The 23,369-nt window shown below is 51.3% G+C and carries 23 protein-coding genes; 11 read left to right on the plus strand and 12 right to left on the minus strand.

Annotation, left to right across the window (positions count from 1 at the left end; genetic code table 11):
* Window positions 1-40 precede the first annotated feature (40 nt).
* Window positions 41-1,291, plus strand: a complete 1,251-nt coding sequence (entS, locus tag BGE37_RS18410) for an enterobactin transporter EntS (RefSeq protein ID WP_001041789.1) — start codon at window positions 41-43, stop codon at window positions 1,289-1,291.
* 3 nt (window positions 1,292-1,294) lie between these two features.
* Here the strand turns inward: entS and fepB are convergent, their stop codons facing one another.
* On the minus strand, window positions 1,295-2,251 hold the full coding sequence (gene fepB, locus BGE37_RS18415) for a Fe2+-enterobactin ABC transporter substrate-binding protein (protein WP_105288303.1): 957 nt from the start codon (window positions 2,249-2,251) through the stop codon (window positions 1,295-1,297).
* Window positions 2,252-2,439: 188 nt separating this feature from the next.
* On the opposite strand from fepB, the gene entC reads away from it, so the two are divergent.
* From entC to entH, 5 genes are read left to right on the plus strand one after another with little or no spacing between them, the layout of a single operon-like run.
* Window positions 2,440-3,615, plus strand: coding sequence for an isochorismate synthase EntC (gene entC / locus BGE37_RS18420; protein WP_002431411.1), 1,176 nt, complete (start codon window positions 2,440-2,442; stop codon window positions 3,613-3,615).
* 9 nt (window positions 3,616-3,624) lie between these two features.
* Window positions 3,625-5,235: a (2,3-dihydroxybenzoyl)adenylate synthase EntE gene (entE, locus tag BGE37_RS18425; protein ID WP_105288304.1), complete on the plus strand. Its 1,611-nt coding sequence runs from the start codon at window positions 3,625-3,627 to the stop codon at window positions 5,233-5,235.
* Window positions 5,236-5,248: 13 nt separating this feature from the next.
* On the plus strand, window positions 5,249-6,106 hold the full coding sequence (gene entB / locus BGE37_RS18430; protein WP_001007113.1) for an enterobactin biosynthesis bifunctional isochorismatase/aryl carrier protein EntB: 858 nt from the start codon (window positions 5,249-5,251) through the stop codon (window positions 6,104-6,106).
* Window positions 6,106-6,852 (plus strand): 2,3-dihydro-2,3-dihydroxybenzoate dehydrogenase EntA, encoded by a 747-nt coding sequence (entA, locus tag BGE37_RS18435; RefSeq protein ID WP_105288305.1) that lies wholly within the window; start codon window positions 6,106-6,108, stop codon window positions 6,850-6,852. The genes entB and entA overlap by 1 nt, the downstream gene beginning before the upstream one ends.
* Window positions 6,853-6,854: 2 nt before the next feature.
* Window positions 6,855-7,268, plus strand: a complete 414-nt coding sequence (entH, locus tag BGE37_RS18440) for a proofreading thioesterase EntH (protein WP_000637945.1) — start codon at window positions 6,855-6,857, stop codon at window positions 7,266-7,268.
* 110 nt (window positions 7,269-7,378) lie between these two features.
* On the opposite strand, the gene BGE37_RS18445 is transcribed toward entH, so the two are convergent.
* On the minus strand, window positions 7,379-7,801 hold the full coding sequence (locus BGE37_RS18445) for a DUF7832 domain-containing protein (protein ID WP_000119449.1): 423 nt from the start codon (window positions 7,799-7,801) through the stop codon (window positions 7,379-7,381).
* Window positions 7,802-8,112: 311 nt separating this feature from the next.
* Between BGE37_RS18445 and cstA the strand changes: the two genes are divergently transcribed.
* Window positions 8,113-10,218, plus strand: coding sequence for a pyruvate/proton symporter CstA (gene cstA, locus BGE37_RS18450; RefSeq protein WP_105288306.1), 2,106 nt, complete (start codon window positions 8,113-8,115; stop codon window positions 10,216-10,218).
* Window positions 10,219-10,359: 141 nt separating this feature from the next.
* Window positions 10,360-10,557 carry a YbdD/YjiX family protein gene (locus BGE37_RS18455; protein ID WP_000460431.1) on the plus strand — a complete coding sequence of 66 codons (198 nt, stop codon included), beginning with the start codon at window positions 10,360-10,362 and terminating at the stop codon, window positions 10,555-10,557.
* 9 nt (window positions 10,558-10,566) lie between these two features.
* Here BGE37_RS18455 and hcxA read toward each other — a convergent pair whose 3' ends face one another.
* Window positions 10,567-11,655: a hydroxycarboxylate dehydrogenase HcxA gene (gene hcxA / locus BGE37_RS18460; RefSeq protein ID WP_032183595.1), complete on the minus strand. Its 1,089-nt coding sequence runs from the start codon at window positions 11,653-11,655 to the stop codon at window positions 10,567-10,569.
* Between the two features lie 108 nt (window positions 11,656-11,763).
* On the opposite strand from hcxA, the gene ybdL reads away from it, so the two are divergent.
* Window positions 11,764-12,924, plus strand: coding sequence for a methionine-oxo-acid transaminase (gene ybdL, locus BGE37_RS18465; protein ID WP_105288307.1), 1,161 nt, complete (start codon window positions 11,764-11,766; stop codon window positions 12,922-12,924).
* On the opposite strand, the gene BGE37_RS18470 is transcribed toward ybdL, so the two are convergent.
* The 4 genes from BGE37_RS18470 to dsbG all read right to left on the minus strand — a co-directional run bounded on the left by BGE37_RS18470 (window position 12,925) and on the right by dsbG (window position 16,750).
* Window positions 12,925-13,554, minus strand: a complete 630-nt coding sequence (locus BGE37_RS18470) for an IbrB-like domain-containing protein (RefSeq protein ID WP_105288308.1) — start codon at window positions 13,552-13,554, stop codon at window positions 12,925-12,927.
* Window positions 13,527-14,747, minus strand: coding sequence for a phosphoadenosine phosphosulfate reductase (locus tag BGE37_RS18475; RefSeq protein WP_000029791.1), 1,221 nt, complete (start codon window positions 14,745-14,747; stop codon window positions 13,527-13,529). The genes BGE37_RS18470 and BGE37_RS18475 overlap by 28 nt, the downstream gene beginning before the upstream one ends.
* Window positions 14,748-14,893: 146 nt before the next feature.
* Window positions 14,894-15,796 (minus strand): DNA-binding transcriptional repressor CitR, encoded by a 903-nt coding sequence (citR, locus tag BGE37_RS18480; RefSeq protein ID WP_024212087.1) that lies wholly within the window; start codon window positions 15,794-15,796, stop codon window positions 14,894-14,896.
* 207 nt (window positions 15,797-16,003) lie between these two features.
* Window positions 16,004-16,750, minus strand: a complete 747-nt coding sequence (gene dsbG / locus BGE37_RS18485) for a thiol:disulfide interchange protein DsbG (RefSeq protein WP_024212086.1) — start codon at window positions 16,748-16,750, stop codon at window positions 16,004-16,006.
* Between the two features lie 372 nt (window positions 16,751-17,122).
* On the opposite strand from dsbG, the gene ahpC reads away from it, so the two are divergent.
* Together ahpC and ahpF are read left to right on the plus strand one after the other, a co-directional pair.
* Window positions 17,123-17,686, plus strand: coding sequence for an alkyl hydroperoxide reductase subunit C (ahpC, locus tag BGE37_RS18490; RefSeq protein ID WP_000052796.1), 564 nt, complete (start codon window positions 17,123-17,125; stop codon window positions 17,684-17,686).
* A gap of 170 nt (window positions 17,687-17,856) precedes the next feature.
* On the plus strand, window positions 17,857-19,422 hold the full coding sequence (gene ahpF / locus BGE37_RS18495; RefSeq protein WP_032183601.1) for an alkyl hydroperoxide reductase subunit F: 1,566 nt from the start codon (window positions 17,857-17,859) through the stop codon (window positions 19,420-19,422).
* A gap of 121 nt (window positions 19,423-19,543) precedes the next feature.
* Here the strand turns inward: ahpF and uspG are convergent, their stop codons facing one another.
* From uspG to citT, 5 genes are all read right to left on the minus strand, one after another.
* Window positions 19,544-19,972 carry a universal stress protein UspG gene (gene uspG / locus BGE37_RS18500; protein ID WP_000278505.1) on the minus strand — a complete coding sequence of 143 codons (429 nt, stop codon included), beginning with the start codon at window positions 19,970-19,972 and terminating at the stop codon, window positions 19,544-19,546.
* Window positions 19,973-20,095: 123 nt separating this feature from the next.
* Window positions 20,096-20,185, minus strand: coding sequence for a small membrane protein YldA (gene yldA, locus BGE37_RS26020; RefSeq protein WP_349813939.1), 90 nt, complete (start codon window positions 20,183-20,185; stop codon window positions 20,096-20,098).
* Between the two features lie 142 nt (window positions 20,186-20,327).
* Entirely contained in the window at window positions 20,328-20,738 is a 411-nt protein-coding gene (gene rnk / locus BGE37_RS18505) for a nucleoside diphosphate kinase regulator (RefSeq protein ID WP_000089731.1), read from the minus strand.
* 229 nt (window positions 20,739-20,967) lie between these two features.
* Window positions 20,968-21,774 (minus strand): ribonuclease I, encoded by an 807-nt coding sequence (rna, locus tag BGE37_RS18515; protein WP_105288309.1) that lies wholly within the window; start codon window positions 21,772-21,774, stop codon window positions 20,968-20,970.
* Window positions 21,775-21,887: 113 nt separating this feature from the next.
* Entirely contained in the window at window positions 21,888-23,351 is a 1,464-nt protein-coding gene (citT, locus tag BGE37_RS18520) for a citrate/succinate antiporter CitT (protein ID WP_000050328.1), read from the minus strand.
* Between the last annotated feature and the right edge of the window lie 18 nt (window positions 23,352-23,369).

Genomic DNA, 23,369 nt, shown 5'->3' on the forward strand with positions numbered 1-23,369 from the left:
AAGAATAGGTATTTAAAATATTTGATGGCAAGGCATTGTAATGAATAAACAATCCTGGCTGCTTAACCTCAGCCTGTTGAAAACGCACCCGGCGTTTCGCGCAGTATTCCTCGCTCGTTTTATCTCTATTGTTTCTCTGGGTTTGCTCGGCGTCGCGGTGCCAGTGCAGATCCAGATGATGACGCATTCTACCTGGCAGGTGGGGCTTTCGGTGACGCTGACCGGCGGGGCGATGTTTGTCGGCTTGATGGTCGGCGGTGTGCTGGCGGATCGCTATGAGCGCAAAAAAGTGATTTTGCTGGCGCGCGGCACCTGTGGCATTGGCTTCATTGGTCTGTGCCTGAACGCGTTGCTGCCGGAGCCGTCTTTGCTGGCAATCTATTTACTCGGATTATGGGATGGCTTTTTCGCGTCACTTGGCGTTACGGCGCTTCTGGCGGCGACTCCGGCATTAGTTGGGCGTGAAAATTTAATGCAGGCCGGGGCAATCACCATGTTGACCGTGCGGCTGGGATCGGTAATTTCGCCCATGATTGGCGGCTTACTGCTGGCGACTGGCGGCGTAGCCTGGAACTACGGGCTGGCGGCGGCGGGCACGTTTATTACCTTGCTACCGTTGTTAAGCCTTCCGGCGCTACCTCCGCCACCGCAACCGCGTGAGCATCCGTTGAAATCATTACTGGCAGGATTTCGTTTTCTGCTCGCCAGCCCGCTGGTGGGAGGGATTGCACTGCTGGGGGGATTATTGACGATGGCGAGCGCGGTACGGGTACTGTATCCGGCGCTGGCTGACAACTGGCAGATGTCGGCGGCACAGATTGGTTTTCTCTATGCGGCGATCCCGCTCGGTGCAGCTATTGGCGCGTTAACCAGCGGGAAGCTGGCACATAGTGCGCGACCAGGGTTATTGATGCTGCTCTCCACTCTGGGATCGTTCCTCGCCATTGGTTTGTTTGGCCTGATGCCGATGTGGATTTTAGGCGTGGTTTGTCTGGCGCTGTTCGGCTGGTTGAGCGCGGTTAGTTCGTTGCTGCAATACACAATGCTGCAAACGCAAACCCCGGAAGCGATGTTAGGGCGGATTAACGGTTTGTGGACGGCACAAAACGTGACGGGCGATGCTATAGGCGCAGCGCTGTTGGGCGGTCTGGGAGCGATGATGACGCCGGTGGCCTCCGCAAGCGCGAGTGGTTTTGGTTTGTTGATTATCGGCGTGTTGTTGTTGCTGGTACTGGTGGAGTTGCGTCGTTTTCGCCAGACGCCGCCGCAGGTGACAGCGTCTGACAGTTAATGCTTAGAACAGCGCCTTAAGCCGATCCAGCACTTGCATGGCGCTGTAGTAATCCAGTCGGAACGTCTCGGTTCCCAGCGCATAAACCTGCTTGTTTTGTACTGCAGGCAGGTGCGCGAGCAGTGGATTGGCATAAATCGCATCGGCGTCTTTCTGATCACCGGCGAACAGGAATAGCGACTCGCCATTTAACCCTGCCGCCAGATTTTCCCCACCAAGCTGAATGATGTCATGGCGTTTGCCCTGGCTTTGGCTGGCGTTTAAGCCTGCGGGCAACCTGGCCAGCGTAAAGCCGAGTTGTTCCAGCATCTGCCCTTGTGCTGATTCAGCTGTCCAGAGATTGGCACTGTGCGCGGCGGCGGTATAGACAATGGCAGTGACCGGCTGCGGCGGTAATTTGATTTGCTCTTTCGCCGCCGTCAGTTGCTTATCAAACTGCGCGATCCGCTCTGCCGCTTGTTTCTCATGCCCGGTAATTTCGCCAAGTTGCGTTAACAGCGACTGCCAGCTTTTATCGTCGTAATTGATGATTAACGTTGGTGCGATAGTGGAAAGCTGATCGTATAGCGCCAGCGCCGAATCACCGCCGGTTGCGCTAATTAAAATCAGATCCGGCATTTGCGCGGCCACCGCTTCGGCACTTGGTTCACCGATATAGAGCCGTTGCAGTTTGCGTTCTTTCGCCACCTTGCTCCACTGGCGTAAAAAACCCTGGTCATCCGCTACGCGGTTATTCGGCGTGGTCGCGCCGCTAGCGATCACTGGTGCATCAATCGCCAGCAGTGAGCCGGTCAGGGTGACGCTGGTGGAAACAATACGCTGCGGCTGGCTTTCCAGGGTATGAGTACCACGACTGTCAGTAATCTGACGCGGCCAGTCGGCAGCCTGAACTGCAGATATTCCTGAAAGCAAAAGTCCGGTTAAAAGAAGGGCGTTGCGGTAGAGCGGGGCGAGTCTCACAAATCAGCTTCCTGTTATTAATGAAGTTAATGCTTCTCATTTTCATTGTAACCACAAGCAGATGCAACCCCGACTTGCAGATTGCGTTACCTCAAGAGTTGACATAGTGCTCGTTTGCTTTTAGGTTAGCGACCGAAAATATAAATGATAATCATTATTAAAGCCTTTATCATTTTGTGGAGGATGATATGGATACGTCACTGGCTGAGGAAGTACAGCAGACCATGGCAACACTTGCGCCCAATCGCTTTTTCTTTATGTCGCCGTACCGCAGTTTTACGACGTCAGGATGTTTCGCCCGCTTTGATGAACCGGCTGTGAACGGGGATTCGCCCGACAGTCCCTTCCAGCAAAAACTCACCGCGCTGTTTGCCGATGCCAAAGCGCAGGGCATTAAAAATCCGGTGATGGTTGGGGCGATTCCCTTCGATCCACGTCAGCCTTCGTCGCTGTATATTCCCGAATCCTGGCAGTCGTTCTCCCGGCAGGAAAAACAGACTTCAGCCCGCCGTTTTACTCGCAGCCAGTCGCTGAACGTGGTGGAACGTCAGGCAATTCCGGAACAAACTACGTTTGAACAGATGGTTGCCCGCGCCGCCGCACTTACCGCCACGCCGCAAGTCGACAAAGTGGTGTTGTCACGGTTGATTGATATCACCACTGACGCCGCCATTGATAGTGGCGTATTGCTGGAACGGTTGATTGCGCAAAACCCGGTTAGTTACAACTTCCATGTGCCGTTAGCTGATGGTGGCGTCCTGCTGGGAGCCAGCCCGGAACTGCTGCTACGTAAAGACGGCGAGCGTTTTAGCTCGATTCCGTTAGCCGGTTCCGCGCGTCGTCAGCCGGATGACGTGCTTGATCGCGAAGCGGGTAATCGTCTGCTGGCGTCAGAAAAAGATCGCCATGAACATGAACTGGTGACTCAGGCGATGAAAGAGGTACTGCGCGAACGCAGTAGTGAGTTACACGTTCCATCCTCCCCACAATTGATCACCACGCCGACGCTGTGGCATCTCGCAACACCCTTTGAAGGCAAAGCGAATTCGCAAGAAAACGCACTGACTCTGGCCTGTCTGCTGCACCCGACCCCCGCGCTGAGCGGTTTCCCGCATCAGGCCGCGACCCAGGTGATTGCTGAGCTGGAACCGTTCGACCGCGAACTGTTTGGCGGCATTGTCGGTTGGTGTGACAGCGAAGGTAACGGCGAGTGGGTGGTGACCATCCGCTGCGCGAAGCTGCGGGAAAATCAGGTGCGTCTGTTTGCCGGAGCGGGGATTGTGCCTGCGTCCTCACCGTTGGGTGAATGGCGCGAAACGGGCGTCAAACTTTCTACCATGTTGAACGTTTTTGGATTGCATTAAGGAGCGAGGATGAGCATTCCATTCACCCGCTGGCCGGAAGAGTTTGCCCGTCGCTATCGGGAAAAAGGCTACTGGCAGGATTTGCCGCTGACCGACATTCTGACCCGTCATGCCGCGAGCGACAGCATCGCGGTCATCGACGGCGAGCGTCAGTTGAGTTACCGGGAACTGAATCAGGCGGCGGATAATCTCGCCTGTAGCTTGCGTCGTCAGGGCATTAAACCCGGTGAAACCGCACTGGTACAACTGGGTAACGTCGCTGAATTGTATATTACCTTTTTCGCGCTGCTGAAACTGGGCGTTGCGCCGGTGCTGGCGCTGTTCAGCCATCAGCGTAGTGAACTGAACGCCTATGCCAGCCAGATTGAACCGGCGTTACTGATTGCCGATCGCCAACATGCGCTGTTTAGCGGGGATGATTTCCTCAACACATTTGTTGCAGAGCATTCTTCCATTCGCGTGGTGCAACTGCTGAACGACAGCGGTGAGCATAACTTGCAGGATGCGATTAACCATCCGGCTGAGGATTTTACTGCCACGCCATCTCCTGCTGATGAAGTGGCCTATTTCCAGCTTTCCGGCGGCACCACCGGCACACCGAAACTGATCCCGCGCACTCATAACGACTACTACTACAGCGTGCGTCGTAGCGTCGAGATTTGTCAGTTCACGCAACAAACGCGCTACCTGTGCGCGATCCCGGCGGCTCATAACTACGCCATGAGTTCGCCGGGATCGTTGGGGGTATTTCTCGCTGGCGGCACTGTCGTTCTGGCTGCCGACCCCAGCGCCACGCTTTGTTTCCCATTGATTGAAAAACATCAGGTGAACGTCACCGCGCTGGTGCCGCCAGCAGTCAGCCTGTGGTTGCAGGCACTGGCTGAAGGCGAAAGCCGGGCGCAGCTTGCCTCGCTGAAACTGTTACAGGTCGGTGGCGCACGTCTTTCTGCCACGCTTGCGGCGCGTATTCCCGCAGAGATTGGCTGCCAGTTACAGCAGGTATTCGGCATGGCGGAAGGGCTGGTGAACTACACCCGTCTTGATGATAGCGCGGAAAAAATTATCCATACCCAGGGCTATCCAATGTGTCCGGATGATGAAGTGTGGGTTGCCGATGCTGACGGAAATCCACTGCCGCAAGGGGAGGTTGGACGCCTGATGACGCGCGGGCCGTACACCTTCCGCGGCTATTACAAAAGTCCACAGCACAATGCCAGCGCCTTTGATGCCAACGGTTTTTACTGTTCCGGCGATCTGATCTCTATTGATCCAGAGGGGTACATCACCGTGCAGGGGCGCGAGAAAGATCAGATCAACCGTGGCGGCGAGAAGATCGCTGCCGAAGAGATCGAAAACCTGTTACTGCGCCATCCGGCAGTGATCTACGCCGCACTGGTGAGCATGGAAGATGAGCTGATGGGCGAAAAAAGCTGTGCTTATCTGGTGGTAAAAGAACCACTGCGTGCGGTACAGGTGCGTCGTTTCCTGCGTGAACAGGGTATTGCCGAATTTAAATTACCGGATCGCGTGGAGTGTGTAGATTCACTTCCGCTGACGGCGGTCGGGAAAGTCGATAAAAAACAATTACGTCAGTGGCTGGCGTCACGCGCATCAGCCTGAAGGAGAGAACACGATGGCTATTCCAAAATTACAGGCTTACGCACTGCCGGAGTCTCACGATATTCCGCACAATAAAGTCAACTGGGCCTTTGAGCCGCAACGTGCCGCGTTGTTAATCCATGATATGCAGGACTATTTTGTTAGCTTCTGGGGCGAGAACTGCCCGATGATGGAGCAGGTGATCGCGAATATTGCGGCACTACGCGACTACTGCAAACAGCACAATATTCCGGTTTATTACACCGCCCAGCCGAAAGAGCAGAGCGATGAAGATCGGGCGCTGTTGAATGATATGTGGGGACCGGGCCTGACCCGTTCACCGGAACAGCAAAAGGTGGTGGATCGCCTGACGCCAGATGCCGACGACACGGTGTTGGTGAAGTGGCGCTACAGCGCGTTTCATCGTTCTCCGCTGGAACAAATGCTCAAAGAGAGTGGACGTAACCAACTGATTATAACCGGGGTGTACGCCCACATTGGCTGTATGACCACCGCAACCGACGCATTTATGCGCGATATTAAACCGTTTATGGTGGCAGATGCGCTGGCCGATTTCAGCCGTGACGAGCATTTGATGTCGCTGAAATATGTGGCCGGACGTTCTGGCCGGGTGGTGATGACCGAAGAATTGCTGCCAGCACCTATCCCCGCCAGCAAATCGGCGCTGCGTGAGGTGATCCTGCCGTTGCTGGACGAGTCCGATGAACCCTTCGATGACGACAACCTAATTGATTACGGTCTGGATTCGGTGCGCATGATGGCGCTGGCGGCGCGCTGGCGCAAAGTGCATGGCGATATCGATTTTGTCATGCTGGCGAAAAATCCGACCATCGACGCCTGGTGGAAGCTACTCTCCCGCGAGGTGAAATGATGGATTTCAGCGGCAAAAATGTCTGGGTAACCGGCGCGGGGAAAGGTATTGGCTACGCCACGGCGCTGGCATTTGTTGAGGCCGGAGCGAAAGTTACAGGTTTTGATCAAGCGTTCACTCTGGAGCAATATCCCTTTGCGACCGAAGTAATGGATGTAGCCGACGCTGCGCAGGTGGCGCAAGTGTGTCAGCGACTGTTAGCGCAAACGGAGCGACTGGACGTGCTGGTCAATGCGGCGGGAATTTTGCGCATGGGCGCGACCGATCAGCTCAGCAAGGAGGACTGGCAGCAGACTTTTGCGGTTAACGTCGGCGGTGCGTTTAACCTGTTCCAGCAGACCATGAACCAGTTTCGCCGTCAGCGAGGCGGGGCGATTGTTAGTGTTGCGTCCGACGCCGCACACACGCCGCGTATTGGTATGAGTGCTTACGGTGCGTCAAAAGCGGCGCTGAAAAGCCTGGCGTTGAGCGTCGGGCTGGAACTGGCGGGTAGCGGTGTACGCTGTAATGTGGTTTCCCCGGGGTCCACCGACACCGATATGCAACGCACGCTGTGGGTGAGTGATGACGCCGAAGAGCAGCGTATTCGCGGCTTTGGCGAGCAGTTTAAACTCGGCATTCCGCTGGGGAAAATCGCCCGTCCACAAGAGATCGCCAACACGATTTTGTTCCTCGCCTCTGACCTCGCCAGCCATATCACCCTACAGGATATTGTGGTAGATGGCGGCTCGACGCTGGGGGCATAAGCATGATCTGGAAACGCCATTTAACGCTCGACGAACTGAACGCCACCAGCGATAACACAATGGTGGCGCATCTGGGAATTGTTTATACCCGTCTGGGCGATGATGTGCTGGAAGCCGAAATGCCGGTTGATACTCGTACTCATCAACCGTTCGGTTTACTACATGGCGGCGCGTCGGCGGCGCTGGCGGAAACCCTGGGATCGATGGCCGGATTTATGATGACTCGCGACGGACAGTGCGTGGTGGGCACGGAACTTAACGCCACACATCATCGCCCGGTGTCTGAGGGAAAGGTACGCGGCATCTGCCAGCCGCTGCATCTTGGGCGGCAAAATCAGAGCTGGGAAATCGTTGTTTTCGATGAGCAGGGGCGGCGTTGCTGTACTTGTCGGCTGGGTACGGCGGTGATCGGCTAAATTGGATTAATATGCCTGATGCGCTTCGCTTATCAGGCCTACGATTCGCGAGAATTTGTTGGCCTGGTAAGTGAAAGCTCTACCCGGAAAAATATGTGCAGAGGGTGAGACTATTGGTTCTGTAGCCATTCCTGATAGCGTCTGGATATGAAACTCGCTGCGATTTTATAGTTTTCCCATGTGTCTTTTACATGGAATTCGCTGGGAAGATCTTTGACAAGATGGGTGCAGTAGTCTTCGAGATAATCGCCTGTATCAAAATCAAAATAATGTTTAGTAAAGGCGTTTCCTTGGGTCGAAAGTTCTTCATCGGTCAAAGTACCATCGAATTCTTCAAAAAGCTGAGGGGCTGTTATTTCTCTGCGCGTAAAGAGGGCAAGAGATTCAGCGAGATCTTCCTTAAACTCCTCGTCCAACAAGTTATTATCAATCAACCAACCTAAATAAAAACCAGTATGGATGTATGCCTGGCTGAGCGGTAAACCTTCTTCTATAACCGAGTCAAAATGGTATTTCGCTTTGTCATAGCTCATGGGAGGACTCCTTATCATATAACGAAATAGCCATGCTATCGTATAGTTGCGTTGCATAACATTGACGCGGAATACTATAGATTTCGGCTATGCATTTTCGCATATAAGTAGTGTTACTAATCTGGTGAGTCAACCCTCTCAATTGTCCGTAATTGTACACGTCTTTTCGCGACTAAAGTGATCTCGTTAACAATGTGATGTAAATATGAGGTGTTTTTGTTGTACGCATTGGTTTCTTGGTTGTTAAATAAAATCTGCTGATATAGAAACAAAATGTAACATCTCTATGGACACGCACACGGATAACAACTATGAACAAATCAGGGAAATACCTCGTCTGGACAGTGCTCTCTGTAATGGGAGCATTTGCTCTGGGATACATTGCTTTAAATCGTGGGGAACAGATCAACGCGCTGTGGATTGTGGTGGCGTCGGTCTGTATCTATCTGATCGCTTACCGTTTTTATGGTCTTTATATTGCCAAAAATGTATTGGCGGTTGACCCGACGCGTATGACGCCAGCGGTGCGCCATAACGACGGGCTGGACTATGTGCCGACGGACAAGAAAGTGCTGTTCGGTCACCATTTTGCGGCTATTGCCGGAGCAGGCCCGTTGGTGGGGCCGGTACTGGCGGCGCAAATGGGCTACCTACCGGGGATGATCTGGCTACTTGCTGGGGTGGTTCTCGCCGGTGCGGTGCAGGATTTCATGGTGCTGTTTGTTTCCACGCGCCGTGACGGTCGCTCGCTGGGCGAGCTGGTTAAAGAAGAGATGGGGCCAACCGCCGGGGTGATTGCGCTGGTGGCCTGCTTTATGATCATGGTCATTATCCTTGCAGTACTGGCGATGATCGTGGTGAAAGCCCTGACTCATAGCCCGTGGGGAACGTATACCGTTGCGTTCACCATTCCGCTGGCGCTGTTCATGGGGATTTACCTGCGCTATCTGCGTCCGGGCCGCATTGGGGAAGTGTCGGTGATTGGCCTGGTATTCCTTATTTTCGCCATTATCTCTGGCGGCTGGGTGGCAGAAAGCCCGACCTGGGCACCGTACTTTGACTTTACCGGCGTGCAGCTGACCTGGATGCTGGTGGGTTACGGTTTTGTGGCGGCGGTTCTGCCGGTGTGGCTGCTGCTGGCTCCGCGTGACTACCTCTCTACCTTCCTGAAAATCGGGACTATCGTCGGTCTGGCGGTGGGTATTTTGATTATGCGCCCAACGCTGACCATGCCTGCTTTGACCAAGTTTGTAGATGGCACTGGCCCGGTATGGACCGGTAATCTGTTCCCGTTCCTGTTTATTACTATCGCCTGTGGCGCGGTGTCTGGCTTCCATGCGCTGATCTCTTCCGGCACCACACCGAAGATGCTGGCGAACGAAGGTCAGGCGTGCTTTATCGGCTACGGTGGGATGTTGATGGAATCCTTCGTGGCGATTATGGCACTGGTTTCTGCCTGTATCATCGATCCGGGCGTGTACTTCGCGATGAACAGCCCGATGGCGGTGCTGGCTCCGGCGGGGACGGCGGATGTAGTGACATCTGCTGCGCAGGTAGTGAGTAGCTGGGGCTTTAGCATTACGCCAGATACGTTAAATCAGATTGCCAGCGAAGTGGGTGAACAGTCGATCATTTCCCGTGCGGGCGGTGCGCCGACCCTGGCGGTGGGGATGGCCTACATTCTGCACGGCGCGCTGGGTGGCATGATGGATGTGGCGTTCTGGTATCACTTCGCCATTCTGTTTGAAGCACTGTTTATTCTGACGGCGGTGGATGCGGGTACGCGTGCTGCGCGCTTTATGTTGCAGGATCTGCTGGGCGTGGTTTCTCCGGGTCTGAAACGGACCGATTCACTGCCTGCTAACCTGCTGGCAACGGCGCTGTGCGTGCTGGCGTGGGGTTACTTTCTGCATCAGGGCGTGGTCGATCCGCTGGGCGGTATTAACACTCTGTGGCCGCTGTTTGGTATTGCCAACCAGATGCTGGCAGGGATGGCGCTGATGCTCTGTGCCGTGGTGTTGTTCAAAATGAAACGTCAACGTTACGCCTGGGTGGCGCTGGTACCAACGGCCTGGCTGCTGATTTGTACCCTGACCGCAGGCTGGCAGAAAGCGTTTAGCCCGGATGCGAAAGTCGGTTTCCTGGCGATTGCTAACAAGTTCCAGGCAATGATCGACAGCGGCAATATTCCGTCGCAGTATACTGAGTCACAACTGGCGCAACTGGTGTTCAACAACCGTCTGGATGCCGGGTTAACCATCTTCTTTATGGTGGTCGTGGTGGTTCTGGCGCTGTTCTCGATTAAGACGGCACTGGCGGCATTGAAAGAGCCGAAGCCAACGGCGAAAGAAACGCCGTATGAGCCAATGCCGGAAAATGTCGAGGAGATCGTGGCGCAGGCGAAAGGCGCGCACTAAAGTCAGAGTGAGGGGGATGTTGGCGTAGTGCCTAGGGTTCCCCCTCACCCTAACCCTCTCCCCGGTGGGGCGAGGGGACTGACCGAGCGCGTTGATAGCTATTAATGCACTCTCTCAGCAATCTGATTACCGGAGGTATTGATGTTTGATTCACTGGCAAAAGCCGGAAAATATTTAGGTCAGGCAGCGAAGCTGATGATTGGTATGCCCGATTACGACAACTATGTCGAACATATGCGGGTTAACCATCCCGATCAAACGCCGATGACCTACGAGGAGTTTTTCCGTGAGCGGCAGGACGCGCGCTACGGTGGAAAAGGTGGCGCGCGCTGCTGCTAAATCTGTACGTCAGACTTTAAACGATTCCACTTTTTCGAACGCTGCACGCAACGTATCTGGTGTCAGCGTGACCGGCAGGTAATGAATGGATTCCGCCGGACGCAAGGTGTGCGCAATCACTTTGTCGATCTCTGCCTGATTATTGATATCCACTTCCAGCTCCGCCAGCGTGGTCGGCAGATGAAAACGCTGATACGCCCCGGTTAATTGCGCCAGCACATCATCCTGACCCAGCAAGGCGCTTTGCACCAGAATTCCGTAGGCGACTTTGGTGCCGTGGAGAAACTTCTCGGTTTGCGGCAAAACGGTCAGACCGTTATGCACGGCATGGGCCGCCGCCACACGCGTAAAACGATCGCCCAGACCACCGACCATTCCGCCTCCGGCGATAATCGCATCGACCACATCGCAAAATGATTGCGTTAACTGCTGATTTTGCTGATCGGCAAGCGCCTGTTCGCTACTGTTTAACAAGACGTCGCGAATGACCTGCGCATTATTGATTCCCAGCCGCACGGTTAGCGGCAGCGTTTCTGGCTGAGGAGCCAGCACCACCGCTTCATACCATTTCGCCAGCGTGTCACCGATTCCTGCCAGCAGATATTCTTGCGGCGCATTGAGGATTATCTCCGGTTCCACCAGCACCATAAAATTGGCGTCGTCAAAAATCTCATAATGTAGCGCCTGTCCGGCATCGTTGTACCAGACAGAGAGTGGTGTCCAGGCAGCGCAGGTAGCGGCAATCGTTGGAACGGCAACAAACGGCAGACCGAGACGGCGGGCGAGGGCTTTCGCGGTGTCGAGCAGTGCGCCGCCGCCGACGCCAATCACCACGCTGCGATCGTCACCGGACTCAGCCGCCAGTTGTTGCACATTGCTTTCACTGCAATGACCGCGAAACAAAATATGCTTTGCTCCTGGCAGTTCAAACGCCGATGGAAGTTTGGTTTGCGCCGCGGCAAGTGCACGTTCACCGTAGATCCACACTGCGCGAGAAAGTTGTTCATCAGTGAAAAAATCATGCAGGTGATTGAGACTGCCGGGATGAGAAAAGTAGTTAGCAGGGCCAACGACGACGCGGATAGGATTGTGAGGCATGTTGTGTTGTCCTTATTGTTTTATTTAGACATCTAAACGTCTTGATTGCCAAATACTAGCATCGTGTTATAGTGGCTTCAACACGCAACTTTGTCAGGCACAATAAAAATGACAAATAACCCTCTGATTCCACAAAGCAAACTTCCACAACTTGGCACCACTATTTTCACCCAGATGAGCGCACTGGCGCAGCAACACCAGGCGATTAACCTGTCGCAAGGCTTTCCTGATTTTGATGGTCCGCGCTATTTGCAGGAACGGCTGGCGTACCACGTTGCCCACGGAGCAAACCAATACGCGCCTATGACTGGCGTGCAGGCCTTGCGCGAGGCGATTGCTCAGAAAACGGAACGGCTGTATGGCTATCAACCGGATGCCGATAGTGATATCACCGTAACGGCAGGGGCGACGGAAGCGTTATATGCAGCGATTACCGCATTGGTGCGCAATGGTGATGAAGTGATCTGCTTTGATCCCAGCTATGACAGTTACGCGCCCGCCATCGCGCTTGCGGGTGGAATAGTGAAACGTATTGCACTGCAACCACCGCATTTTCGCGTGGACTGGCAGGAATTTGCCGCATTGTTAAGCGAGCGCACCCGACTGGTGATCCTTAACACCCCGCATAACCCCAGTGCTACTGTCTGGCAGCAGACTGATTTTTCCGCTTTGTGGCAGGCAATTGCCGGGCACGAGATTTTTGTCATTAGCGATGAAGTTTACGAGCATATCAACTTTTCACAGCAGGGCCATGCCAGTGTGCTGGCGCATCCGCAACTGCGTGAGCGGGCGGTGGCGGTGTCATCGTTTGGCAAGACCTATCATATGACCGGCTGGAAAGTGGGCTATTGCGTTGCGCCTGCGCCCATCAGCGCCGAGATCCGCAAAGTGCATCAGTATCTGACTTTTTCGGTGAATACCCCGGCGCAGCTGGCCCTTGCCGATATGCTGCGAGCAGAACCTGAACACTACCTTGCGTTACCGGACTTTTATCGCCAGAAGCGCGATATTCTGGTGAACGCCTTAAGTGAGAGTCGGCTGGAGATTTTACCGTGCGAAGGCACTTACTTTTTGCTGGTGGATTACAGCGCGGTTTCTTCGCTGGATGACGTTGAGTTTTGCCAGTGGCTGACGCGGGAGCATGGCGTGGCGGCGATCCCGCTGTCGGTATTTTGCGCCGATCCCTTCCCCCATAAGCTCATTCGTCTCTGTTTTGCCAAGAAGGAATCGACGTTGCTGGCGGCAGCTGAACGCCTGCGCCAGCTGTAATTATTTTACTGTCCAGGCGCGGGAATATTGACGGTCAGCAAATAACTCTTGCAGGCCGTTAATTTGTTTCAGGCGCAACACTTCGTCGCTGTCCATACCCAGCTCTTTGCCGATTTTATTGTCGTCCCATCCTAACTGGCTGAGTTCACGAACGATTTCTGACATGGCTGTGATTTGGTGGCGTCCACGAGCGCGGTTATGACGAATAGTCGCGGCGATGCGTTCGTTACGTGTTCCTTCCAGACAGGTGACCGGTAAATATCCTTTTAATCGCATTTTTAACGTGTTAGAGCCTTTACCAATTTCATGACGGTGAAAGCCATCCACGATTTCCAGAGCATTTTTATCTGTGTGCGTGACCACAATAGGTTGGGTAAAACCATCTATCTCAATGGATTTTTGTAACAGTTTTTTCTCGGGCGGTGCCACATTGTTTGGGTTGTAATCATTTGGCATAATTTGGCTGTTCTTAACCCACAGAACACAATCTACTGGCTCTTCACGAAAGGGGCTAACCTGATGGATCGCCAGGCGGATTTCGTTAATCGCTTTGATGCGATCGTCTTCCGGCAAGCTGGCGAGAAATTGGGTTAAATCCTGCGTTAATTGTTGTTGCATAGTATTCCCCACTCCTGACGTTTTACTTTTATCCGTTCGTTATAACGCTGATAATTCTTCGCTTTGGTTGGGCTAAATGATAATGCCCGACACCAGTAATCGTTATTCAGTAACACCTTGCAAATTCGCCGCCAGGAGGGGATATCTTTCGCGCCAATGTCCCCGTGCTGGGTCTGTGGCACCTCGACACCTTTTTTCTGATACCAATGCAAGTAAATGGCAATTTTGTTGCGGTAATGCTCAGCCGTTTTCTCCGGCATGCTATCAAGCAGCAATAATGCATACTCTTGCCAGTCTAAATGCTCTGGTTTGAGGATTTTCCGATGACCATAAAAATGATTGTCATGTCCGGCGTAAATGCCGCCACTTTTTACCCCGCTAACTCGTGCGCACATAGCCGCCCAGCGATCTGGTTCGATAACGTGATAGAGCCATAATCCTTGCCGTTGCTCCGGGCCAAAAGGTTCGCAAATTCGCATATGACGCAGGGGGACGCCTGCCTGATACATGATATTATACAATGGGTTACATAGGGCTTTATGATTAGCATACCAGGTCCAGATATCAGCTACTTTCCAGTCGTAGATGGGGTAAATGTACCAGCTGTGACCGCCTGGTGCGGCTGTGGTCCAGGGCTTATCATCGGCAAAACGTTGTTTACTTAAACTGGCGATGGCGACAAAACGGTTGTAGGACTCATCCGCACGGATGCCGATCATCATCGCCGCCGGACGTTTTTGTGAAAACCATTCGGCAAACTCACGTACAAATTGTTCGAAGGTCATGCCTGGCTGGTAAAAGGAGAAAAAGTCAGGATCGGTTATCGCTTCTTGCGGGGGCTGACGCACCCATTCGACATCAGATTCCCAGCACTGCCATTCTGGTTGGTATTGTGAAAGGGAATTTTGCGTCTTGAGTGGGAGTGCTACCCAGTAAAACTCTTCAATAACGTCGGTATACAACTCGCGTAACGACTGTACATAGTCGATGGTACAAGAGAACTGTGCTTCCCAGTCGATAAACAAAACGCAGATTTTTTTTCCTAATTTTCTGGCAAGTTCGGCGGTAAGATGCAGCATTAATCCGGAATCTTTACCCCCCGAAAAAGAAACGCAAACACGGGGCAAGGTGTTAAGTGTCCAGGTAATACGTTCCTGTGCAGCTTCTAAAATATTCAGCGGAAGAGGGATTTTATAAATAGACATCTGAAAACGCTCTCTGAACGTTACTGGGTGACTTGTGAGATGAATCCGCTAATTATAGGGTAAACGAAGCAAGATAGAGCACATTATTTTATATTCACACAATGAATCAATTGATGCGTAATATAACATTTATCCGTGGTAATAAATCAGAAGCTATCATTTAAACGATCTATGAATCGTGAGAAGACAAGGTTGTTCAACGAAGCCTTGTTATAGGAAATATAAAGTTTAACCGTAGGAAGTGGTCGTTCCAGTTTTATCTCTTGTAACTTCAAAAAATCACGATGTAAATCGTACAGTTCGGTGGGCACAATGCCCAATAAGTCAGTAACAGAAATACTATTAATTATCGTCAACAAAGAAGAACTGCGAAATGAAACTTTACGGTTCATAAAACGTTCATCTATGTCCATTTGAATTTCGTCAATCCCTGCTGATTTAGATATCAACAAGGTGAATTCTTCGGCGATAATTTGTTCATAGTTACTGGTATCGGTAATACGAGGATGTTTGTTGCTACATATAAGAGAATTGCGAATAGTATGTACCGGCATGCAGATGACAGAGCGGCTAATTACTGGTTGCAGTGTAATTGCCAGGTCAGCTTTGCGTTGAACTAACAATTCTTCAGCGTTTTCAGCTGAAAGCAGTATGTCATGGCATTCTATATCGATTGAAGTATCTTGTCTTAGACAGCGGATTAGCATGTTGTTATTACTACAAGAAATAAGCTGAGGACCGTAGATAATAAAATTTTTCTTCAGCTCAGACTTATTAACGATATTGATCGTTTGTTCAAGGCCTCGGAGATTTTTCTCAAGATGGTGATGCAGATTTAACCCTGTTGTAGTCGGCGCGATACCTTTCCCTGAGCGGATGAATAACGGGTCATTAAATTGCGCGCGTAAACGTTGTAACGACTGACTAACGGCAGATGGCGTTATATATAATGATTCTGCTGCTTTGCTAATGCTGAGGTGTTGATAAATGCACTCAAATATGACCAGTAAATTGAGGTCGAATTTTTTTAAATCATAAAGATTAGCCATAACATACTCCGTTATATTATCTTGTCCATAAATCATTCTTGTAATCAATGATTCTACTGTTTTATTTATATTTGTTATGTTTTATTACTTAACTCTGGATTAAGTTTTTCTAAAGTAACACAGTTGTCTGGAGGGGAAGAAGCAATTCATGCGTTTTTAGAATGGTTGAAAAGCAAGGATGTATTTCAACCACCCATGAATTATCTTCTATTTATTTTCCATAATGATATTAAGCGTTTTCTGATCGGGCAACCCCACGGCCTGTTGCAGCGTATTTTCCTTACTCATGTAATAGATAGCCGGTGTGACATTTGCCCCCAGATCGTCCATGAGTTTCTCGTTGTCGCTTAACACTTTCATTTGCTCTGCACTTACGTTTGTAGGCACATTTAGCTTAAGTTTGCCGCCAGAGGCTTCATATTCTTGCCAGGTTTTTGCGGGATCTTTAGAGGCCAGAATTGCCGCGGCTGTCGCCGGACTTTCTGGTTTGATAACCCCAACCAACAATGTTCTCAACTGTACTTTGCCAGAATCAACCCACGGGCGCGCCTGCTGCCAGAACTGTTTACAATATGGGCAGAACGGATCGGCGAAAACGTAGACTATGACTGGCGCGTCTTTTTTACCGTCGAGGAGCCAGTGCGATTGTTCCATCCGTTGCCACATTTCGCGTCCGGCTGGCGCATAAATTTCTTTTTCGATAAGCATGTTACTCAGGTTTTCACCTTTCTCGTTGTACATGTAACCAGAGATAGCGTGCTTACCATCTGGAGTCAGGTAGATGGTGACGCCCATATCCTGATACTTGCCGAGATAACCTTTCATTCCGCCGGGGGCATCGAACGTTTTGATGATCTTAATGCCCTGTTTTTCAATCGCTTTTACCGGAGCAGGAAGTTCCTCTGCAAAGGCGATTGTAGGAAGCAGAGCCAGTAAAAGTATCTTTTTTAACATTAATTTGTCCTTTTCAGTCAGTGCAAAAATGGAGTAAAAGGCATAACCTATCACTGTCATAGGTAAGAGCTTAGATCAGGTGATTGCCCTTTGTTTATGAGGGTGTTGTAATCCATGTCGTTGTTGCATTTGTAAGGGCAACACCACAGCCTGCAGGCAGGCGCTGAAGATACCAAAGGGTAGTTCAGATTACACGGTCACCTGGAAAGGGGGCCCATTTTACTTTTTATCGCCACTGGCGGTGCAAAGTTCACAAAGTTGTCTTACGACGGTTGTAAGGTAAAACTTATCGATTTGATAATGGAAACGCATTAGCCGAATCGGCAAAAATTGGTTACCTTACATCTCATCGAAAACACGGAGGAAGTATAGATGTCCTTGATTAACACCAAAATTAAACCTTTTAAAAACCAGGCATTCAAAAACGGCGAATTCATCGAAATCACCGAAAAAGATACCGAAGGCCGCTGGAGCGTCTTCTTCTTCTACCCGGCTGACTTTACTTTCGTATGCCCGACCGAACTGGGTGACGTTGCTGACCACTACGAAGAACTGCAGAAACTGGGCGTAGATGTATACGCAGTATCTACCGATACTCACTTCACCCACAAAGCATGGCACAGCAGCTCTGAAACTATCGCTAAAATCAAATATGCGATGATCGGCGACCCGACTGGCGCCCTGACCCGTAACTTCGACAACATGCGTGAAGATGAAGGTCTGGCTGACCGTGCAACCTTCGTTGTTGACCCGCAGGGTATCATCCAGGCAATCGAAGTTACCGCTGAAGGCATTGGCCGTGATGCGTCTGACCTGCTGCGTAAAATCAAAGCAGCACAGTACGTGGCTTCTCACCCAGGTGAAGTTTGCCCGGCTAAATGGAAAGAAGGTGAAGCAACTCTGGCTCCATCCCTGGACTTGGTTGGTAAAATCTAAATTTCCTTCGTCTTTCGCGCTACCAACTCCGGCGCGAAATACTTCGGAAATTCACCTAATTCTTCGGGTGCTGCGGCACCCGATTTTCTTCCCCGCACCATGATGCAAGCTGCATTCAGGTAGCCGCAGAGGCCGCTTGCATGATGATGTTTAAAGCCCAGGAGATAAACATGCTCGACACAAATATGAAAACTCAACTCAAGGCTTACCTTGAGAAATTGACCAAGCCTGTTGAGTTAATTGCCACGCTGGATGACAGCGCTAAATCGGCAGAAATCAAGGAACTGTTGGCTGAAATCGCAGAACTGTCAGACAAAGTCACCTTTAAAGAAGATAACAGCTTGCCGGTGCGTAAGCCGTCTTTCCTGATCACTAACCCAGGTTCCAACCAGGGGCCACGTTTTGCAGGTTCCCCGCTGGGCCACGAGTTCACCTCGCTGGTACTGGCGTTGTTGTGGACCGGTGGTCATCCGTCGAAAGAAGCGCAGTCTCTGCTGGAGCAGATTCGCCATATTGACGGTGATTTTGAATTCGAAACCTATTACTCGCTCTCTTGCCACAACTGCCCGGACGTGGTGCAGGCGCTGAACCTGATGAGCGTACTGAACCCGCGCATCAAGCATACGGCAATTGACGGCGGCACCTTCCAGAACGAAATCACCGATCGCAACGTGATGGGCGTTCCGGCAGTGTTCGTAAACGGGAAAGAGTTTGGTCAGGGCCGCATGACTATTTCCGAAATCGTCGCCAAAATTGATACTGGCGCAGAAAAACGTGCGGCAGAAGAGCTGAACAAGCGTGACGCTTATGACGTATTAATCGTTGGTTCCGGCCCGGCGGGTGCAGCGGCGGCAATTTATTCCGCACGTAAAGGCATCCGTACCGGTCTGATGGGCGAACGTTTTGGTGGTCAGATCCTCGATACCGTTGATATCGAAAACTACATTTCTGTACCGAAGACCGAAGGCCAAAAACTGGCAGGTGCACTGAAAGTTCACGTTGATGAATACGACGTTGATGTGATCGACAGCCAGAGCGCCAGCAAACTGATCCCGGCAGCAGTTGAAGGCGGCCTGCATCAGATTGAAACAGCTTCCGGCGCGGTACTGAAAGCACGCAGCATTATCGTGGCGACTGGTGCAAAATGGCGTAACATGAACGTTCCGGGTGAAGATCAGTATCGCACCAAAGGCGTGACCTACTGCCCGCACTGCGACGGCCCGCTGTTTAAAGGCAAACGCGTAGCGGTTATCGGCGGTGGTAACTCCGGCGTGGAAGCGGCAATCGACCTGGCGGGTATCGTTGAGCACGTAACTCTGCTGGAATTTGCGCCAGAAATGAAAGCCGACCAGGTTCTGCAGGACAAACTGCGCAGCCTGAAAAACGTCGACATTATTCTGAATGCGCAAACCACGGAAGTGAAAGGCGACGGCAGCAAAGTTGTTGGTCTGGAATATCGCGATCGTGTCAGCGGCGATATTCACAACATCGAACTGGCCGGTATTTTCGTCCAGATTGGTCTGCTGCCGAACACCAACTGGCTCGAAGGCGCAGTCGAACGTAACCGCATGGGCGAGATTATCATTGATGCGAAATGCGAAACCAACGTCAAAGGCGTGTTCGCAGCGGGTGACTGTACGACGGTTCCGTACAAGCAGATCATCATCGCCACTGGCGAAGGTGCCAAAGCCTCTCTGAGTGCTTTTGACTACCTGATTCGCACCAAAACTGCATAAGAAGAAGTAAGATTCACCTGCAATTGCTTAGCCGCCGGAGTCAAACCTGGCGGCTTTTTTATTGCAATAAAAAGCCCCGCCGGGATGGCTCCGGGCAGGGCGACATAAATACTTTTATCTATTAGCGAACGACCAGCACCGGCAGATTGGCGTGGCGGATAACGCTTGAGGCGTTAGAACCTAACAGATGGGTCGAAATCGATGGGTTGCGCGAACCGATAACGACAACATCAGCCCCCAGTTCTTCTGCCAACTCATTGACTTCATCCCGCACGCTACCAAAACGGACATGTTGTTTAATGCGGGAAGGATCGATGGTGAAGTGGCTGACCATCGTTTGCAAACGTTCTTCTGCTTCATGTTGCAGATGCTCTTCAAAACGACGTACATCAGCGGCAAAACGGTGCAGGCTCAGGCTGGCTGACCCCGGTAGTACGTGAAGTAGATGAATAACTCCGTCATCCTGGGCGAGGAATTCAGCGTGGCGAACAGCTTTGTCGCTCAATTCCATTTCGAAAACATCCACTGGCATGATGATTGTTTTGTACATAAGCATTCTCTCCTTGTTTTTGCATGTATACATAACAGCACATTATTGATTATGAATCTATGATTTGCGAGGCTGATTCGATCTGAATTTGCGATTGATCTGGAAAATAAATAAAACCAGGTACTACCAGCGTTGTTCAAGGTATAGCACTGCAGCAACAATAATAGCTGCTATGAATATATAAAACGCAGTGATACTGAGAGCTTCGCTCATATGGGGTTCCGCAGATGAATAACCAGTTCAGATTAGAATGCTGTGCTTAAGAGCAAAATGATAAATCTGGTTGATATTTGAGCGGAAAGAGGATGCGAGTGCATCCTCTGGGCAAAGCGAGTTATCGCTTGTGCAGATGGGATTAAAGCAGGTAGTCGCCAGCAGCTTCTGGCTGGTATTCGAGTTCCAGCACTTCAAGGTGGGTTGCAACGCCGCCCGGAAGTTCCCAGTGAATGGAATCGCCAACGCGCAGCCCCAGCAGTGCGGCACCTACCGGAGCCATAACAGAAAGCTGAGTATTGCTGTCAGTCATTTTAGCCGGATAGACCAGCGTGCGCACACGCACTTCGCCATCGCTAAGATTGCGGAATTTAACCCGGCTGTTCATTGTCACCACGTCGTGTGGCATCTCTTCTGGCGAACACATTTGGGCGCGATCCAACTCTGCGTTTAACGCGTCGGCGATTGGCAAACCAGCATAGGCAGGTTGCTCCAGCAGAATATCGATGCGTTCGGCATCCAGGTCGTTAATGATGATAGTTGGTCTGGACATTTTTACTCCATGTCGTCGGTACTGCGAGTGTCGCAGATAAACATACCCAAAAGAAAACCCTCACCGTCAGGCGGCGAGGGTTTAACTCACATGATGATACTGACTGTTGCTCACTCTTTGAAGTGATTTGCATCACATTCAGGGAATTCCTCAATGCAGCGCATTATGTATAAATCTTAATCGTCATGGTTTATGGAAGACGAATTAGCGTGTTTTGTACATCAGATGATTAATAACCCGCTTTATCAATCACAAAGGTTTTGCCACAGTTGCCTGGGTGTGGTTGCGGCAAGAATGAGTTTGCAGAAAGCGGAGCGTTGATGGCGTCAGCTTTGATTGAAATCTGAATTTCAGTCAAATACGCAGGGTTACCCTGGCACGTTAGCTTAACGGCTTTCACGTTCTCTTTTCCCCAGCTTTTGGCAAAGGCGGCATCAAAATCACGGCGGTTCACTGTTTTACCATAGTTATCCGCAAGAAATTTTCCGGTTTCGCTCTCTTTAATTTCTTGATTCAGACGTACCATCGTGCCGAAGTAAGCGTCCGGATCAAAACCAAAGCAGACGCCGTGTTTGGCATATTCGTAGCGTTCCAGGCAGGAACGTCCGCCAGCTCCTGGCATGACTTCACTTAGTTTAGCTGCCGTTTCCAGTGATAACCCAGTTTCCGGCGATGAACACATCCGGCTGGCGCGTGCTTCTGGCAGATTCGGGATTGGGCGAGTAGCGCAACCGAAGCGCATCCAGCGGCGTTCATCAACACCACGGGCAGCAACCGATTTAGGCAATCCAGGCCATAGACCATGTACGGTCAGAAAATCAGCTTTGTTGGTCGTTTCGGTTTGCAGGCGACATTCATCTCGTTCGTTACGATTTCGATCGTGTTGACTCTGGCAAAATCCGGTTTGCCAGGAGAGGGCCAGGACATAGCGATCAAAATCGCCATACTGTTTTGCCTGCAACGCCACGGCGTTGGCAAAAGAGAAGGGAAGCAGAGAAACCGCGAGCAACGCGGCGTTACGCCAGAATGCTTTCATAATGGGTGTGGAACTCATACATACACTGAATACTATCTATTAAATCATAAAAAAGCCCGCCAGGTGGGCTTACCTGGCGGGCGTGATGATTTATTCAGCGTTTGGCGAACGTATTAGTTCCACATGGCGAGAATCGGCCAGCCAACCAACAGCAACATAGAGATGTAAATCACCCCGAAGATTGCACCAAGTCGCCAGTAATCTTTTGATTTCACATAGCCGCAGCCGTAAATAATCACCCCAGGACCGGTTGCATACGGCGTCAGACAGCCCATGATACCGATAGACAGCACCAGCAGGATACACAGTTGTTCCATTGGTACGCCCGGAATACCTTTACCGACGGCCAGAATAACCGGCAGCATGGTTGCGGTGTGCGCAGACAGGCTGGCAAACAGGTAGTGGGCAAAGTAGAACACCAGAACCAGTACAATCACCGTTGCATTTGGTGAGAAGCCTTCCAGGTGCGTACTCATCGTGTTGGCGAACCAGTCGATAAAGCCAGAACGGGTCAGGCCATTCGCCATAACAACCAGCGTTGCCAGGTTGACCAGCGTGTTCCATGCGCTGTTATAGCGAGTAATGTCTTTCCACGGCACAACGTGCAGCGCCAGCATCAGCGAAACTGCCAGCAGACCTACCGCAGTAGCATTAATGACTTCACTGCCAAATACCCACAAACCTAAGCTGAGCAATACAAGGCCAATCAGCGTCCACTCTCTGCGTGTCAGCGCACCCATGGTTTTTAGTTCATCACCCGCCCAGGTTGCTACTTCTTCACTGTGTGTGATTTCCGGTTTGTAAAGCACGTAGGAAAGCCACGGCGCAATGATAAGTAAGATAACGCCAACCGGCAGGAAGCAGAGGAACCACTGCAACCAGCTAATCTGGATGCCGGCAATTTTGCTGACGAACTCCAGACCCAGCACGTTTGGTGCCGCACCGGTGACAAACATGGACGAACTCAGACTGGTACTAATGACCATCATCCACATCAAATAGCCGCCAATACGACGCGCGGACGGATCGTTCGGGAATGATTTAAACAGCGGCGGCAAGTTTTTAATGACCGGGAAAACCGTACCCCCGGTACGCGCAGTATTAGACGGTGTAAACGGCGCCAGCAGAATGTCGATAATGACTATCGCATAACCCAACGTCAGCGTGCGTTTGCCCATGAATTTCACCAGGAATAGGGCAATGCGACGACCTAACCCGGAAACTTCATACCCTAATGCAAAAATAAATGCGCCAAATACCAGCCATACCGTGGTACTGGAAAAACCAGCCAGACCCCATTTCAGCGCCTGTTTTTGCGCATTAAACGCTGGGTCAGCTAATTCTTTGGCATCAAAGAGAAGGTAATTACTGCCAATAACGCAAATAGTAACCGCAATAAAACTGATCGCTGTTGCCGGAATTGGCTCGAGGATCATGCCGACAATCATTGCCACAAACACAGCGAAGTAATGCCATGCCTGCGGTGGCATACCGTCAGGGACAGGGATAAGAAACATGACGCCCATCACCACCAGTGGGGCCAATAGTTTCCATATATTATCTTTTGCTAAAGACATACGGGTTCTCCGAAAATT

This window comes from Escherichia sp. MOD1-EC6300, assembly GCF_002965045.1.
Classification (GTDB): domain Bacteria; phylum Pseudomonadota; class Gammaproteobacteria; order Enterobacterales; family Enterobacteriaceae; genus Escherichia; species Escherichia coli_F.